The organism is Streptomyces sp. NPDC048211, from assembly GCF_043202315.1.
Classification (GTDB): Bacteria; Actinomycetota; Actinomycetes; order Streptomycetales; family Streptomycetaceae; genus Streptomyces.
Window position 1 is genome coordinate 311,537 of record NZ_JBIDAD010000002.1, and the last position, 14,061, is coordinate 325,597.

At 69.6% G+C, this 14,061-nt stretch carries 14 protein-coding genes and 2 pseudogenes; 11 read left to right on the plus strand and 5 right to left on the minus strand.

Annotation, left to right across the window (positions count from 1 at the left end):
* From ACGFZA_RS08310 to ACGFZA_RS08320, 3 genes are read left to right on the plus strand one after another with little or no spacing between them, the layout of a single operon-like run.
* A complete protein-coding gene (locus tag ACGFZA_RS08310; RefSeq protein WP_393678214.1) occupies nucleotides 1-1,974 on the plus strand; it encodes a dipeptide/oligopeptide/nickel ABC transporter permease/ATP-binding protein in 1,974 nt (657 codons plus the stop codon).
* Complete coding sequence (locus ACGFZA_RS08315; RefSeq protein WP_393678216.1) at nucleotides 1,971-2,978, plus strand: oligopeptide/dipeptide ABC transporter ATP-binding protein; 1,008 nt, start codon at nucleotides 1,971-1,973, stop codon at nucleotides 2,976-2,978. Before ACGFZA_RS08310 ends, ACGFZA_RS08315 begins: the two co-directional genes overlap by 4 nt.
* Nucleotides 2,975-3,910, plus strand: coding sequence for a dihydrodipicolinate synthase family protein (locus ACGFZA_RS08320; RefSeq protein WP_393678219.1), 936 nt, complete (start codon nucleotides 2,975-2,977; stop codon nucleotides 3,908-3,910). Before ACGFZA_RS08315 ends, ACGFZA_RS08320 begins: the two co-directional genes overlap by 4 nt.
* Before the next feature lie 88 nt (nucleotides 3,911-3,998).
* Here ACGFZA_RS08320 and ACGFZA_RS08325 read toward each other — a convergent pair whose 3' ends face one another.
* Nucleotides 3,999-4,916 carry a chaplin family protein gene (locus tag ACGFZA_RS08325; RefSeq protein ID WP_393678881.1) on the minus strand — a complete coding sequence of 306 codons (918 nt, stop codon included), beginning with the start codon at nucleotides 4,914-4,916 and terminating at the stop codon, nucleotides 3,999-4,001.
* A gap of 386 nt (nucleotides 4,917-5,302) precedes the next feature.
* Here ACGFZA_RS08325 and ACGFZA_RS08330 point away from each other — a divergent pair, with 386 nt between their 5' ends.
* The 7 genes and pseudogenes from ACGFZA_RS08330 to ACGFZA_RS08360 form a co-directional block, all read left to right on the plus strand.
* On the plus strand, nucleotides 5,303-5,704 hold the full coding sequence (locus ACGFZA_RS08330; protein WP_148016803.1) for a rodlin: 402 nt from the start codon (nucleotides 5,303-5,305) through the stop codon (nucleotides 5,702-5,704).
* 288 nt (nucleotides 5,705-5,992) lie between these two features.
* On the plus strand, nucleotides 5,993-6,226 hold the full coding sequence (locus tag ACGFZA_RS08335) for a chaplin (protein ID WP_393678222.1): 234 nt from the start codon (nucleotides 5,993-5,995) through the stop codon (nucleotides 6,224-6,226).
* Nucleotides 6,227-6,504: 278 nt separating this feature from the next.
* Nucleotides 6,505-6,795, plus strand: coding sequence for a hypothetical protein (locus ACGFZA_RS08340; protein ID WP_385273371.1), 291 nt, complete (start codon nucleotides 6,505-6,507; stop codon nucleotides 6,793-6,795).
* 187 nt (nucleotides 6,796-6,982) lie between these two features.
* Nucleotides 6,983-7,393 (plus strand): rodlin, encoded by a 411-nt coding sequence (locus ACGFZA_RS08345; protein ID WP_393678225.1) that lies wholly within the window; start codon nucleotides 6,983-6,985, stop codon nucleotides 7,391-7,393.
* Between the two features lie 203 nt (nucleotides 7,394-7,596).
* Nucleotides 7,597-7,800 (plus strand): hypothetical protein, encoded by a 204-nt coding sequence (locus ACGFZA_RS08350; RefSeq protein ID WP_385273365.1) that lies wholly within the window; start codon nucleotides 7,597-7,599, stop codon nucleotides 7,798-7,800.
* 119 nt (nucleotides 7,801-7,919) lie between these two features.
* Nucleotides 7,920-8,330 carry a rodlin gene (locus tag ACGFZA_RS08355; protein WP_385273362.1) on the plus strand — a complete coding sequence of 137 codons (411 nt, stop codon included), beginning with the start codon at nucleotides 7,920-7,922 and terminating at the stop codon, nucleotides 8,328-8,330.
* 369 nt (nucleotides 8,331-8,699) lie between these two features.
* A pseudogene (locus ACGFZA_RS08360) lies at nucleotides 8,700-8,894 on the plus strand (DUF6262 family protein); the annotation flags it as partial.
* 101 nt (nucleotides 8,895-8,995) lie between these two features.
* Here ACGFZA_RS08360 and ACGFZA_RS08365 read toward each other — a convergent pair.
* The 4 genes and pseudogenes from ACGFZA_RS08365 to ACGFZA_RS08380 form a co-directional block, all read right to left on the minus strand.
* Nucleotides 8,996-9,634, minus strand: coding sequence for an SMI1/KNR4 family protein (locus tag ACGFZA_RS08365; protein ID WP_393678228.1), 639 nt, complete (start codon nucleotides 9,632-9,634; stop codon nucleotides 8,996-8,998).
* Between the two features lie 579 nt (nucleotides 9,635-10,213).
* Complete coding sequence (locus tag ACGFZA_RS08370) at nucleotides 10,214-10,693, minus strand: transposase (RefSeq protein ID WP_393678882.1); 480 nt, start codon at nucleotides 10,691-10,693, stop codon at nucleotides 10,214-10,216.
* 396 nt (nucleotides 10,694-11,089) lie between these two features.
* Nucleotides 11,090-11,320, minus strand: a pseudogene (locus ACGFZA_RS08375) (transposase family protein); the annotation flags it as partial.
* Nucleotides 11,321-11,957: 637 nt separating this feature from the next.
* Nucleotides 11,958-12,458 carry a DUF5949 family protein gene (locus ACGFZA_RS08380; protein ID WP_385273359.1) on the minus strand — a complete coding sequence of 167 codons (501 nt, stop codon included), beginning with the start codon at nucleotides 12,456-12,458 and terminating at the stop codon, nucleotides 11,958-11,960.
* Nucleotides 12,459-12,830: 372 nt separating this feature from the next.
* Here ACGFZA_RS08380 and rsgA point away from each other — a divergent pair, with 372 nt between their 5' ends.
* A complete protein-coding gene (gene rsgA / locus ACGFZA_RS08385; protein WP_393678231.1) occupies nucleotides 12,831-14,006 on the plus strand; it encodes a ribosome small subunit-dependent GTPase A in 1,176 nt (391 codons plus the stop codon).
* Nucleotides 14,007-14,061 lie beyond the last annotated feature (55 nt).

Consider the following 14,061-nt stretch of genomic DNA (forward strand, 5'->3'; position numbering starts at 1 on the left):
ATGTTCGCCACGGGCCGTCTGGCCAAGAAGCTCTCCCGACCGGGCGTCGCCTTCCGCGCCCTCCCGGTAACCTCCCGCGTCGCCCTCGGCGTCCTGATCGTCGTCGTCCTCGGCGCCGGACTCGCCCCCCTGCTCACCCAGGACCCCCTGACCACGGGCACCCCCGTCCAGGCCCCGAGCGGCGACCACTGGTTCGGCACCGACCGGGCGGGCCGCGACGTGTTCGCCCGCGTCCTGCACGGCTCGCGCTACTCGCTGATCATCGGCCTCGGCTCGACCGCCTGCGCCCTGGCCGCCGGAGCCCTGCTCGGCTCGCTCGCCGCCACCTCGCGCAGGCTCGGCGACGAGTCCGTCATGCGCACCCTCGACGTCGTCATGTCGTTCCCGCCGATCGCGCTCGCGGCCGTCCTCGTCGCGGTGTTCGGCACCAGCATCCCGGTGATCATCTTCACGATCGCCTTCGTCTACACCCCATCGCTGGCCCGCGTGGTCCGCGCCAACGTCCTGTCCCAGTACGGCGAGGACTACGTCGCCGCCGAGAAGGTCATCGGGGCCCGGCGCGGCTACATCGTGCTCAAGCACGTCGCGGTCAACTGCATGGCCCCGGTCATGGTCTTCGCGACGGTCATGGTCGCCGAAGCCATCATCTTCGAGGCCAGCCTCTCCTTCATCGGCGCCGGTGTGCAGGACCCCGACCCCAGCTGGGGCAGCGTCCTCGCCTACGGCCGGCAGATCCTCCTGGCCGGCGGCTGGTGGGCCACGTTCTTCCCCGGCCTGGCCCTCCTGATCACGGTCCTCGCGCTCAACATCCTCTCCGAAGGCCTCACCGACGCCTCCGCCGCGCCCAAGAGCGCCCGCGCGGCCGTCGACCCCACGGCCACCACCGCACCCGACCCGGTCGAGGCCGCCGCCACCGTCGACATCGACGCCGCCCTCACCAAGCTCGCGCAGCACATCAACGCCACCGAGCCCACCATCACCCCGGTCCGCGCGGACGCCGACGAACTCCTCGTCGTGCGCGACCTGGCGATCCGCTTCCCCGACCGCTACGGCGACATCCCCGTCGTCGACCAGCTGAACTTCACCGTCCACGAGGGCGAAACCCTCGGCCTGGTCGGCGAGTCCGGCTGCGGCAAGTCCATCACCAGCCTCGCCGTCATGGGGCTTCTCGCCCGCAACGCCGAGGTCAGCGGCGAGATCCTCTACCGCGGCCGGGACCTGCTGAAGCTCCCGCCCAGGGAACGCCGCGCCCTGATGGGCCCCGAGATCGCGATGGTCTACCAGGACGCGCTCTCCTCCCTCAACCCCTCCGTTCTCGTCGGCACCCAGCTGAGGCAGCTCACCTCGCGCGGCGGTACGAAGACCCCGGCCGAACTCCTCGAACTGGTCGGCCTCTCGCCCGAGCGCACCCTGCGCAGCTACCCGCACGAGCTCTCCGGCGGCCAGCGCCAGCGCGTCCTCATCGCCATGGCCCTGTCCCGCAGCCCCCGCCTCCTGATCGCGGACGAGCCGACCACCGCCCTCGACGTCACCGTCCAGGCGCAGGTCGTCGAACTCCTCATCAGGCTCCGCGACGAGCTCGGCTTCGCCATGGTGCTGGTCTCGCACGACCTCGCCCTGGTCGGCGACCTCTCCCACCGGGTCGCCGTCATGTACGCGGGACGGCTCGCGGAGGTCGGCGACACCCGCTCGGTCCTCACCGACCCCGCCCACCACTACAGCCGCGGACTCCTCGGCTCCGTCGTCTCCCTGGAGGCAGGCGCCGAGCGGCTCCACCAGATCCGCGGCGTCGTCCCCGCACCGCAGGGCTTCGGCGCGGGCTGCCGCTTCGCCGGCCGCTGCGGCGCGGCGACCGGCCTCTGCCGCACCACCGCCCCCGCCCTCACCGGGCGCGGTGCCACGAAGGACCACGGCTTCGCCTGCCACCACCCGGCCGATGCCGCCGCGAAGAAGCTGGAAGGGAGCGCCCTGTGATCAGGCTCAACGGCGTTCACGTACGTTACAAGGCACGCAGCGGAGGCCTCTTCAGCCACGACGCCGTCCACGCGCTGACCGACGCGACCCTGGAGGTCAAGCGCGGCGAGATCGTCGGCCTGGTCGGCGAGTCGGGCTGCGGCAAGTCCACGCTCGCCCGGGTACTGACCGGACTGCAGAAGCCCACCGAGGGCGAGGTCCTCTTCCACGGGCGCGACCTGTGGGCGATGTCGGGCGCCGAGCGCCGGGGCGACTTCGGCTCCGCCGTCGGCGTCGTCTTCCAGGACCCGTCCACCGCGCTCAACCCCCGGCTCACCGTCCGCCAGATCCTGCGCGACCCGCTCGACGTGCACCGCCGCGGCACCCGCGAGGAGCGCGAGGCCCGCGTCGAGGAGCTCCTCGACCTGGTCGGCCTGCCCGGACACACCCTGGCCGCACTGCCCGGGCAGCTCTCCGGCGGCCAGCGCCAACGCGTCGCCATCGCCCGCGCCCTGGCGCTCGAACCGGAACTGATCGTCGCCGACGAGCCGACCTCCGCACTCGACGTCTCCGTCCGTGCCCAGGTCCTCAACCTCCTGGTCGACCTGCGTGAACGCCTCGGCCTCGGCATGGTGTTCATCTCGCACGACATCCAGACCGTGCGCTACCTCGCCGACCGCATCGCCGTCCTCTACCTCGGACGCATCGTCGAGGAGGGCCGGGCGGCCGACGTGGCGGGGAGCCCCAGCCACCCGTACACCGAGGCCCTGCTCTCCGCGACGCCCAGCCTGCTGGAGACGACGGAACGCATCGTGCTCACCGGCCCGGTGCCCTCCGCCACCAACCCGCCGCCCGGCTGTCCCTTCAGCACCCGCTGCTGGAAGGCCGACGACGCGTGCTCCACGGTCTTCCCGGCCGAGACCTTCGGGCCCGGCGAACACCGCTGGCACTGCGTCCACCCCCAGACCCCCGCGTCCCCCTCCGGGGACCCGAACCCCGTACCGTCCGCAAGGAGCACCGCATGACCGCCCGAACCCCCCGCTATTCGGGAGTGATCCCGCCCGTCGTCACCCCGCTCACCGCGGACGGCGAGCTCGACCGCCCCTCCCTGGAGCGGGTCGTGGGGCATCTCCTCGACGGCGGTGTCAGCGGGCTCTTCGCCCTCGGCAGCTCCGGCGAGACCGCCTATCTGACCCCCGGACAGCAGGACGAGGTCATCGAGGTCATCACCGCGGCGGCGGCCGGCCGGGTGCCGGTCCTCGTCGGCGCCATCGAGACCACGACCAACCGCGCGATCGAACGTGCGCGGCGCGCCGCCGCGCTCGGCGCGGACGCGGTCGTGGTCACCGCGCCCTTCTACACCCGCACCCACGACCTGGAGATCGACCGGCACTTCCGGGACATCGCCGCCGCCGTCGACCTGCCGCTCCTGGCGTACGACGTGCCGGTCTGCGTACACAGCAAGCTGGACCCGGAGCTGCTGCTGCCGCTGGCGGCCGACGGGGTGCTGGCCGGGGTGAAGGACTCCAGCGGCGACGACGGCTCGTTCCGCCGGCTCGTCATCGGCGCCCGCGAACTGCCGGGCTTCTCCGTCCTCACCGGTCATGAACTGGTCGTCGACGCGATGATGCTCGGCGGCGCCGACGGATCCGTTCCGGGACTCGGCAACGTCGATCCGCGCGGGTACGTACGCCTCCACGACGCCGCGGTCCGCGGTGACTGGGCGGCGGCCAAAGCCGAACAGGACCGCCTCGTCGCGCTCTTCGACATCATCCGCGCCGCCCGTCCCGGCACCGCGTCGGCCACGGCGGCCGGACTCGGCGCGTTCAAGACCGCGCTGATGCTGCGCGGGATCATCGCGACCAACGTGATGAGCCCGCCGATGCGCCGGCTCGACGCCGCGGAGACGGCGACGATCGCCGAGTGCCTCGACCGCGCGGGACTCTCCCGGGTCTGACGACCGCGGGAACGGCACGCGGACGCGAGAAGGTCCGGCCGGACAGCTTCACGCTGTCCGGCCGGACCTTCTCGCGCGTGGAGTCAGGTCACTTCTGTGCGGCGCGGCTGCGACGCATCAGCAGGCCGCCACCGAGCACCAGCGCGGCGCTGGCGCCACCCGCGATGCCCAGGTTGTCGTTGGCACCGGTGTGCGCCATCTGCGGCGGCTTGTGGTGCTTGTGCGGCGTGTGGTGCCAGGTGTGGGTCGGCGGGTTGTGCGGGTGCCAGGTGTGCGTCGGCGGGTTGTGGGTCGGCGGGTTGTGCGTGGGCGGGTTGTGCGTGGGCGGGTTGTGGTGCGGGGGGTTGTGCGTGGGCGGGTTGTGGTGCGGGGGGTTGTGCGTGGGCGGGTTGTGGTGGTGGCTCGGGGGGCAGTTGTGGTCGTGGTGGTGCGTCGGCGGCTTGTGCGGCTTCGGCGGCTTCGGCGGCTTCGGCGGGTTGTGCTCGTGGCCGCACGGGCAGTCGTGGTCGTGGTGGCCCGTCGGCGGCTTGTGGTGCGTCGGGGGCTTGTGGTGCGTCGGCGGCTTGTGGTGGTGCGGAGGCTTCGGGGTGTCGACCCCACCCGACTCGTTCTCGCACTCGTTGCCGAAGGCGGGGTTCAGCAGACCCACCACGTCGACCGTGTTGCCGCAGACGTTGACCGGGACGTCGACCGGGGCCTGGATCAGGTTGCCCGACAGCACGCCGGGGGAGTTGGCGGCGACACCGTCGGCGTCCGCGCCCTGGGCGTCGCCGGCTTCGGCGCCGCCGCTCTCGTTCTCGCATTCGTTACCGAACGCCGGGTTCAGTGCGCCGATCACGTTGACCGTGTTGCCGCACAGGTTGACCGGGATGTGCACGGGCACCTGGACGGCGTTGCCGGAACCCACGCCGGGCGAACCGATCGCGGCGCCGTCGGCAGAGGCGTCGGCGAAGGCGTAGCCGCCGGAGGCGGTCAGAATGCCTGACGCCGCCGCCATGACGAGCACACTTTTACTCAAGGTTTTTCGCATGGGTTGCCCTTTCCTAGGACATTTCGCGCGGGCGGTATCGACCCGCAATTCGTTCATCAGGCGGTGCAGCAACCGTCGGGCCTGCCAGAACCTGCTGGGTGTGCCTCCCGGCGGGCGAGCTTGACGACACCCATAACGACGCAAAATCGAGAGGGAAACGTGAATCCAGTGAGAATCCTGTGATCACCCGGACGGATTACGTATACACGTTCGCATGACACCTCCATTACGCACGGACCGGCCTCTTTCGCACGGACGTCCGTGCGGGCCCGGCATTCGAGTGAATGGAGATAACCAAACGCCAGGAAGGCAGTTGGTCAGTGTGCTCCGGTTCGGGGCGTCCAGTACGAGAAGGGTTCATCGTGATCAAGAAGGTCCTGGCTACGGGTGCTGTTGCCGCCTCCATCCTCGGTCTCGGCGCGACGCAGGCGATGGCCATCGGCGACGCCGGCGGCACGACCTCCGTCAACGGCAACGGCGCTTCGCAGTCGTTCGGCAACGCCGAGACGCACGGCGACGGCAGCCCGCAGTTCGGCCTGGTCCAGGGCTCGCTGAACAAGCCCTGCATCGGCCTGCCGGCCAAGGCCAACGTCGGTTCGCTGATCGGTCTCATCCCGATCGCGGTCCAGGACGTCAACGTCCTGTCCTCCCCGCAGAACCAGCAGTGCACCGAGAACTCCACCCAGGCCAAGGGTGACGAGCCGCTGTCGCACATCCTCTCCGGCATCCCGGTCCTCTCCGGGAACGGCGCCGGCAACAGCTGATCCGGCTGTCAGTAGGCCCGGGCCTTCGGCGTTCACCGTCCGGCGGCCCGGGCCTGCTGCTGTCCTTCCCGAGGTCGCCCGGAGAAACCCGGATGACAGTGCGGTGACCGAATGTCACCGGAAACTGCGTCATTCGGGCGGATTCCGAGAAAACTCCCCGATGGAGAGTTTCGCTTACCGTCCGAAATCGTTACGGATTACAGCGGCGGAGTTACGAGTGATCAGGACCGCGCTCGTGCGGCACGAAAGTCGTGACCGCTCCGGACTCCGTCGAGGAAAGGATTGAAAGTGAAGTACACCAAGATTGCCGCCGTCGCCGCCGGAACCCTCATGGCGATGGGTGCCGCTGCCCCGGCTTTCGCCGACTCCGGCGCCGAGGGTGCGGCTGTGCACTCCCCGGGCGTGCTGTCCGGCAACCTCGTCCAGGCTCCGATTCACATTCCGGTGAACGTCTGCGGCAACACCGTGAACGTCATCGGTCTGCTGAACCCGGCCTTCGGCAACTTCTGCGCCAACTTCTGATTTCGCGCTCGCCGAATCCGTTCGGTACCGGTCTGCCCCGGATCGCACTTCCTGCGATCCGGGGCTTTCCTCTTTTCTGCGTCCGGTACCGGGAGTTTGCGGCCCGCCCTGACGCGGCGGAACACCGAAACCGTTCCGAGAAAAGGTGAACGGCCCAGTTGCCCCGCCGCAATCCGATCGTTACCCAGGGAGAAAGCGGCAGACGTCACAGCTAAAGAAGGCTGGTGCGGCGCGGGGACGCGACCGAAACGGATGCCGCTGCAGAAGGGAACCCGAAAGTGAAGTACGCGAAGACAGCTGCGTTCGTTGCCGGTTCCGTGGTTGCTCTCGGAACGGCTGCTCCCGCCTTCGCCGTTACCAACGCCACGGCCCCCAGCTTCAGCCTCGACGGCGGTGTCAACCAGGTGGTGGCCGCGGCCCCGCAGGCCGTCGACCCGGTGGTCGACACCGTCGGCGGCGCCGCCGACGCGCTGCAGAAGGACGGCACCGTCACCAAGGTCGCCGGCCAGGCCACCGGTGCGGCGAAGAGCGCTGCTCCGCTCATGGGCGGCCTCCCGATCGGCGGCTGATCCGCCCCCACGACGGCGGTTCCCGTCTCTCCCCTCGGCATTCGCGTTTCTCCGGTGCCGCGCATTCCGTAAGCGTGCGGATGTGCAATCACCGTTCGAGTGAAGTGCCACAACCATTCCCGCCGACGCGAGTTGATCAGATCGCTCCGGACAGGCGGGCAACAGCAAATCCCAGAAGGGCTATTTCATGATCAAGAAGATTATGGCCTCGGCAGCCGTCGCCGCTTCGATCGTCGGCGTCTCCGCCGCGATCGCGCCGCAGGCCATGGCGATCGGCAACGAAGAGGGCACCACGTCGGTCAACGGCAACGGCGCCGTGCAGTCCTACGGCAACTCCGCCACCCACGGCGACTGGAGCCCGCAGTTCGCGCTCATCCAGGGCTCGCTCAACAAGCCCTGCATCGCGCTGCCCGCCAAGGCCAACGTCGGCTCGCTGCTCGGTGCCATCCCGATCTCGGTCCAGGACGTCAACGTCCTGTCCTCCCCGCAGAACCAGCAGTGCACCGAGAACTCCACCCAGGCCAAGGGTGACGAGGCCCTGTCGCACATCCTGTCCGGCATCCCGATCCTGTCCGGCAACGGCGTCGCCAACGACTGAGCGGTCCCGGGAAGCCCGCAGTACCCGCATCACGCGTGGGGCCGACCCGTCCTCGTGGCAGCTGGATTTCCGGCCGCCCGGACGTGTCGGCCCCACGTCGTGTTCCGTGACGCGGCCGCAGGCTCCCTCGAAAGAACGAGTCCGTTGGGCCGGCTGCCGTAGGGGCGGTGGAGGGCTTCCGTCGTACCGGGTAGGGGACATTCATGGATCAGCGCGACAGTCAACGAAGGCGGGACCCGCACCGGTACCCGCAGGACGGCACACCGATCTACGACCGTCTCCTCGCGGAGTGGCAGGCCGCCACCCGGCGTGACGCGGCTCCGCCGGGTGGCGCGGAGGCCCTGGCGCCCGGCGCGGGCGGCCTCGTTCCCGGAGCGCGTGTCTCCGGCGAGGGATCGCGGGGTTGACTTCGAAACGTCGAACTTACGCCGGATCGAACCCATTTGAGTGGAACTGCGGAACCGAAGCCTCCGTAAGAGGTTGATCAGTACGTTCCAGAACGGGACGCTCCGAAAGGTGAAGCGTGATGAAGAAGATGATGGCCGGCGCGGCAGTGGCCGTGTCCCTGGTCGGCCTCTCGGCCGCGGTGGCCCCCTCGGCCATGGCGATCGGCAACGAAGAGGGCACCACGTCGGTCAACGGCAACGGTGCCGTGGACTCGTTCGGCAACAGCGTGACCCGGGGCGACGGCAGCCCGCAGGTCCAGCTCGTCCAGGGCTCGCTGAACAAGCTCTGCGTCGGAGCGCCGATCAAGGCCAACGCGGGCTCGCTCGTGGGCATCCTGCTGCCCGTGGCGGTCCAGGACATCAACGTCCTGCACTCGCCGCAGAACCAGCAGTGCGCCGACAACTCCACCCAGGCCAAGGGCGACGAGGCCCTCTCGCACCTGGTGAACGGCATCCCGGTCCTCTCCGGGAACGGCGTCGGCAACGGCTGAGTCCGGACACACACCGCGGGCGGCCCGGAGGTACCGGGCCGCCCGCGGTGTTGTGGGTGAGGCACTGAATACACAGCTGCCCACCGTCTGATGCAACAGGGCTTGTGACCACTCAGGCCCCCGGATCGGCGCGCCTCGTCCTCGCGCGCGACGTTGTACACCTCGACCCGGCCCTTGCCGTCTTCGGGGCGATGAAGGAGGGCTGGGCCCGACAGCAGGCGGCCCGGTCTCTGCAATCGAGCTGTTTCTGGAGTACCTGCTCGATTCCCGCTACGGCTGGATCGACGCCTGCCTGGAGCGGTTCGGCGAAGTCCCGCAGCAGGTGTACCAGCTTGGAAGACGACCTCGGACGGCCGGAGGCGACTGCCGATGCGAGCTGACAACAGCCAGCACATCGTCGACGCCGCCCGTCGCCGCAGCGAGTACACCCGCGCCAAGCCCGTCCAGGCCCTCCGCACCCTCGACCTGGCGGGCGAACCAGTGACCCTCGAGACCGTCGCGAAGCGGGCCGGAGTGTCCCGGTCCTGGCTCTATGCCCAGACGGACCTGCGAGAGGAGATCGAGCGCCTTCGGGCAGCACACCGCCGCGACCCCGGATCGCCGGTTCCTGCACGTCAGCGCACCTCGAACGCTTACTTTGCCGGCGTGCACATGAATGTGCCCAGTCAGGTACGAGTGAACGTGCTCGGTTCTGGGGGCCTGCCCGGGGTGGCGCAGGCGCCGCCGGTGGGCTCTCTGGCGCCGCTCGTCAGCGCGGCCTTTGCTCCGCTGGGCCGGTCGCCCGCCGTACTCCGGTGATACCGGGCGTTCTTCCCGGGCCAGTCGCGGGCGATGAACGGTGGGCGGTCCACCCGCTCGAAGCACCGCAGCAGAAACTCGGTGAAGGTGCCGGCGGTCTCGAACCACTCTCCGATCTCGCTCCAGACGATGATGCGCCAGTCGTCCGGGTCCGGTTCCACGGCGAGGAAGTAGTACGTGTTGCCCTGTTCGTCGTGCCCCCAGTTGATCAGACCGCCCTCCTCGGGATGGAACGGCCATGGGTACAGTTCGGGGTCATTCATTCCCTGCCGCCCCTGGTGCCAGAGCCGCTCAGCCTCCTCGTGGCTGCCGACCATCGGCCGGTCCAACCACACGTATCCGTCTACAGCGCCGGGCCCGAAGAGGTCCAGGAACGCCTTGTAATCGGTCGGCAGGGCCAGGCCCAGGTAGGCCTCCGACGCTTGCCACAACTCCGGCCGCGCCTGGCCCCACCACTCCGGCTTGCCAAGCCGATCTCTCAGCCTGTCCAGCGCCGTCGCTGGCATGACCGCCCCCATCTGCTGTGTCCCATTGGTGCTGGAAGCATCCTGCCGCCACGGACCGACAGAACGGCGCCCGCCCTCGCATCAGGCCGGCAATACGGCCGGCCGACAGGTCCGGCCCGCTGCTGATCGCACCCCGCCGCACAGTGATCCGCCGCCCGGGGCAGTCGTGAGGCAGGACAAATGCGTCGACAGCGGGAGGTCGCCTAGGTTCGCGCCAGCCTGATCGCCTGCCTTCAGCGGGCGGTAGGGCCTGCATTAACCGCGGAGGATGCCCAGGCGGCCCTGGAGCAGGCCAGGGCATGGAGTCCCGGTCCGGCGCGGGCCCTGAACGACTTCTTCACCGCGTACCCGAATGCGCTCACCGAGCCCTCGTCGCGCAGTCCGCGCCAGATCGTCCGGCTCCTCGAACACCTCGAAGCCATTGGGCACGGCGACGCAGTCACCCAGTTGGCCTGTGCACGCTGCCGCCGCACCGGCCGCCGCCTCAACCGGCCACCCCGGAAGACCGCTGCCGCGACTGGTGCGTTGCCCGCACGGAACTTCGCCCCTGCGCCCGCTGCGGCCGGGACGGGCAGATCGTCACCCGGCGCGAAGAGAGGCCAATCTGCCGACGCTGCTACAGCAACGATCCGCTGATCCTCGAAGACTGCGCAGGAGTTGACGAAGGGCTTCCACCACACCGGTGTGGGACTTGGGGGTGGCCGTGGCTCGTCCTGAGGCGGCTGCGCGAGCGGCGGAATAGGCGTCGATCGGGTCTGATTTGCCGCGGGCGTGGCGGGTACCCCGGTCGGGGACGTTGACCTCTACCACCACCAGGTCGGCCGCGCTCAGCACGGTAGTCAGTCCGGCTCCGTACGAGCCGGTGCACTCCACACCCACCGCTTGTACGTAGCCGAACGGCATGAGCCACGTCAGCAGGGAGCGGTATCCCTGGGTGGTTGTGGGGAACTCTCGGTCGGCGATGGGGCGTCCGAGGGGGTCCACGACGGCGGCGTGGTGAGTGTCGGTGTGGGTGTCGACCCCGGCGAAGACTTCGTTCTCGGGCTGCTGGTCGATCATGCTCAAGGTGTGGCCTTCTCGTCGTGCTGACAGGGCAAAACGCGCCGGGCTAAGGGCTGTCCCGCAATTCCTGGTGGATCAGCGCGCGGCGTCAGATGCGGTGCATCGCAAGGCGGAGGGGCGCCCGCATACTGGATGTATTCGGGCGTTTCGACAACGCGGCGAGGTGCCGTAGCTGTCGTCGTGCGCCCGCCAGGAATTGTGGGACAGTCCTTAGGCAGACGGACACGACAGTGACGGGTCTTCTCGCACAAGCCCCTATGAAGTCACGATGCCTTTGGCCGGCCACGTGGGATGGCGCCACCGGCAGAACGACGGATCAAGGCAAGGACACGAGGTTCCGGTCAGTCAGCCCAAGGGACAGATCTGTCGGTGACGCCATCAGCCATCATCACTGTCCGCCCAGCACTTCAGACCCGCGTCGGCCAGCGCTTCGATGATCCCGTGGGTGCGGGCTGCGGTCAGGTCGTGGGTCGCTCCCGGCAGCGCGGGCGATGCCCACACCAGCCGTTCGAACGGATCCGTCAGAACCTGGACGTTCATGCCATGCCGTTTATGTTTCCGCGAGTCGTACGGTGTGTCAGCGGCGATCCGGTCGATCGGCAGGAGCGTGCCGTCCAGGCAGGCCACCGAATAGAGAGTCCCGGCGGGGCCGGACGCGTCCTGACTGCCTCAGACTTCGATACGGCGGAGCCACCAGTGCAGGTGCTCTGGGGCCAAGGGGTCGTTCACCGTCCGGTTGAGGACGCGTGTGTCGACAGGGGCCAGTGCGGCTCGCAGTTCTCGTCGCGCCCGCGCTCGCAGGTTCCATGCCGCCACTTCCAGCAGTGTCCGGATATGCCCGGTTGGCACGTCTGAATATCCGTAGTGCCACTCTTCAGCGTCACGAGGGCGGCTGGCTCGCAGAGTCCAGCGTCGGAATGCGAGCGCGACGTCACTTCTGGACAAGCCGCGTTCGCGTTCGAACTGGAAAATCTGTCGGTTCGTCGATGCGGACAGGCCCGGTATCACGGTCCGTCTGGCGTGTCTTGTGTCTCGAAGTGGCAGCTGAGACCTGATCTCGCCCGGTGTCCGGCGAGGCATGTCGACTTCCTGAAGGTGCGCTGACTGGTCCCCGAACGGTAACCGGGCTGCCCGTGACCCTCAAGACCTGACCTGAGACAACGGCTGGGTAGTCCGCGGTTCCAGCCTGAATTGCGCAGTGATGGAACACCGACTCCTCGCCAGTGTCCACGGGGGCGGTGGGCAGCGTGCGTTGCGGGGCTCAGCCCAGGCTGCGTACGGGAAGGACGCAGTGCGCGGAGCTCCCGATGACGTCCGGGTCGCCCGCGAAGAGGCGCAGCTCCTGCTCGCCCACCGGGAGTCCCGGCGCTCCCTGCGGCCAGGGGCGGGTGGCGAACATCGCGTGCACCTCGCCCTGTTCGGTGGCGGCGGCCAGCCACTGGGGCGGTACGGGGTACTGGGCCTTGAAGTGAGGCAGCGTCAGGACCGCCTGGCCGGCCTGGACGAGGAGCTTCACCGGGAGACCCGGCGTCTCGTCGGCGCGTACCGGGGCGCCGCCGGCCGGGAGTCCGCAGCGGCCCAGGGCGATCCGCATGGCGGCCTCGCCGACGGCCGGTCCTTCCGAGCCGTCGCCCAGCGAATAGGCGAGCAGGAAGGCGACGTCGTGTCCGCCGTGGGGGTGCTCGCCGCTCCAGCCGATCAGGGAGAGCGTGCCCAACTGGGCCTGGGTGAACGAGCCGGTGGCTGTCTGGGGGGAGGTCATGTCCGGCACCCTAACCGTCCGCGACCGGTTGATCTCCCCGCGTATCACTCGATCGAGGGACGGCCTGTGATATTCCGGCCGCGGCACCCGAGCAGCCTCCGCTCCGGCCGGGAAGGAGACCCCTGTTTAATCGGTTGACGCCGCCCGGTCGCCGCGGGCTATCGTGTGCAGCGTTACGGACGGCGGAGAGAGACCGCCTGTCCCGAGCCGTGTGTGAAACCGGAGGTGAGGACATTGATGACTGTCGCTGCGGTGGGCGCTGCCCACAAGCCGAAGAGCATCGTTCCCACCCCCGTGGCCGCCGGCTGACCCACTTCAAGAACCTCCGCGCCGCAGTGCGCACTGCCGGGGCCACCCTGTGAAGGGTTTCCCTTGTCTTTCCCGTCTTCTCCTTCTTCCTTCTCCACTCTCCAGGGCTCCTTGTCGTCGCACCCCCTGTCCGCCTATGGCTGGGACGACGGCTGGGCGGCCGAGTTCGCCCCGTACGCCGCGCAGGGGCTCCTGCCGGGACGCGTGGTCCGGGTCGACCGTGGGCAGTGCGACGTCGTCACCGCGCACGGCACGGTCCGTGCGGACACCGCGTTCGTCGTCCCCCGCGACCCGATGCGGATCGTCTGCACGGGCGACTGGGCCGCCGTCGACCCCGACGGCGACCCGCAGTTCGTCCGTACGCTGCTGCCGCGGCGCACCGCCTTCGTCCGCTCCACCTCGTCCCAGCGCTCCGAGGGACAGGTGCTCGCCACCAACGTCGACCACATCGCCATCTGCGTCTCGCTCGCCGTCGAGCTCGACCTGGGGCGGGTGGAGCGCTTCCTCGCCCTGGCCATGTCCAGCACCGCCGGTGACGCACTGCTGCGCGACGGGTCCGGGGACGGTGGCGGAACCGCCGAGACCGTGGTCGTCCTGACCAAGGCCGACCTGGTCCCGGACGCCGTCACGCTCTCCCATCTCGTCCAGGACATCGAGCGGCTCGCGCCCGGTGTGCAGGTGCTGCCCGTCAGTTCCGCCACCGGTGAGGGCGTCGACGTGTTCGCCGCCCTCGTCTCCGGCGGTACGAGCGTGCTCCTCGGCGCATCCGGTGCGGGCAAGTCCACCCTGGCCAACACCCTCCTCGGCTACGACGCGATGGAGGTGCGGGCCGCCCGTGAGGTCGACGGAAAGGGCCGGCACACCACCACGACCCGCAACCTCCTGGTGCTGCCCACCGGCGGCGTCCTCATCGACACCCCGGGACTGCGCGGCGTCGGTCTGTGGGACGCGGAGGCCGGCGTCGGCCAGGTCTTCTCGGAGATCGAGGAACTGGCCGGGCAGTGCCGGTTCCACGACTGCGCCCACGAGGCCGAACCCGGCTGCGCGGTACTCGCGGCGATCGAGGACGGATCGCTGCCCGAACGGCGCTTCGACAGCTATCGCAAGCTGCTGCGCGAGAACCAGCGCATCGTCGCCAAGACCGACGCACGGGTCCGCTCGGAGATCCTGCGCGACTGGAAGCGCAAGGGGGCCGAGGGCCGGGCCGCCATGGAGGCGAAGCGCGGCCGGGTGCGGTAGCCGGAGCGCCCCGGGCCCCTCGCCCGGACGGGGTTCGCCCGGTCCGGGCGAGAAC

Excerpts from the sequence above, each read along its gene's own strand:
- ACGFZA_RS08355 (WP_385273362.1), top strand. The coding sequence starts at position 7,920 with ATGAAGAAGATGATGGCCGGCGCGGCAGTGGCCGTGTCCCTGGTCGGC.
- ACGFZA_RS08370 (WP_393678882.1), bottom strand. The coding sequence starts at position 10,693 with ATGATCGACCAGCAGCCCGAGAACGAAGTCTTCGCCGGGGTCGACACC.
- ACGFZA_RS08320 (WP_393678219.1), top strand. The coding sequence starts at position 2,975 with ATGACCGCCCGAACCCCCCGCTATTCGGGAGTGATCCCGCCCGTCGTC.
- ACGFZA_RS08350 (WP_385273365.1), top strand. The coding sequence starts at position 7,597 with ATGGATCAGCGCGACAGTCAACGAAGGCGGGACCCGCACCGGTACCCG.
- ACGFZA_RS08380 (WP_385273359.1), bottom strand. The coding sequence starts at position 12,458 with ATGACCTCCCCCCAGACAGCCACCGGCTCGTTCACCCAGGCCCAGTTG.
- ACGFZA_RS08365 (WP_393678228.1), bottom strand. The coding sequence starts at position 9,634 with ATGCCAGCGACGGCGCTGGACAGGCTGAGAGATCGGCTTGGCAAGCCG.
- ACGFZA_RS08345 (WP_393678225.1), top strand. The coding sequence starts at position 6,983 with ATGATCAAGAAGATTATGGCCTCGGCAGCCGTCGCCGCTTCGATCGTC.
- ACGFZA_RS08310 (WP_393678214.1), top strand. The coding sequence starts at position 1 with ATGTTCGCCACGGGCCGTCTGGCCAAGAAGCTCTCCCGACCGGGCGTC.